The sequence below is a fragment of the Gilvimarinus sp. 1_MG-2023 genome (assembly GCF_030548285.1).
In genome coordinates this window covers 1-242 of the sequence record NZ_JAUOSC010001569.1, presented here as the reverse complement: position 1 = coordinate 242, position 242 = coordinate 1, and the positions used below count along the sequence as shown (strand labels likewise).

Here is a 242-nt window from a genome sequence, read left to right as displayed (position 1 = left end):
TGAGGTACAAGATTTTAATCAATACGCGGGAACAATCACTCTTATTAATCTACCTGTTGATTTGGTCGAGCTTTTCAGAGAGCGTGAGATTACACATATACCTAAGGAGCTCGCCAAGGATGAAATAAAAGGTGACGTCGAGGTACAGCCAGTAGCAACTGATTGGAATCAGCACGCATCTGCTCTAAAGCTGGCAGCTGCAAATCTAATCGGTAGTTGGAAAGTAAACAATGAGGAAGACA

The 242-nt window shown here is 42.6% G+C and carries 1 protein-coding gene; it reads left to right on the top strand.

Features of this window, described 5'->3' with window-relative positions:
- Positions 1-242 (top strand): hypothetical protein (locus Q4563_RS22080; protein ID WP_303606063.1); only part of this gene is annotated, 242 nt, incomplete at both ends.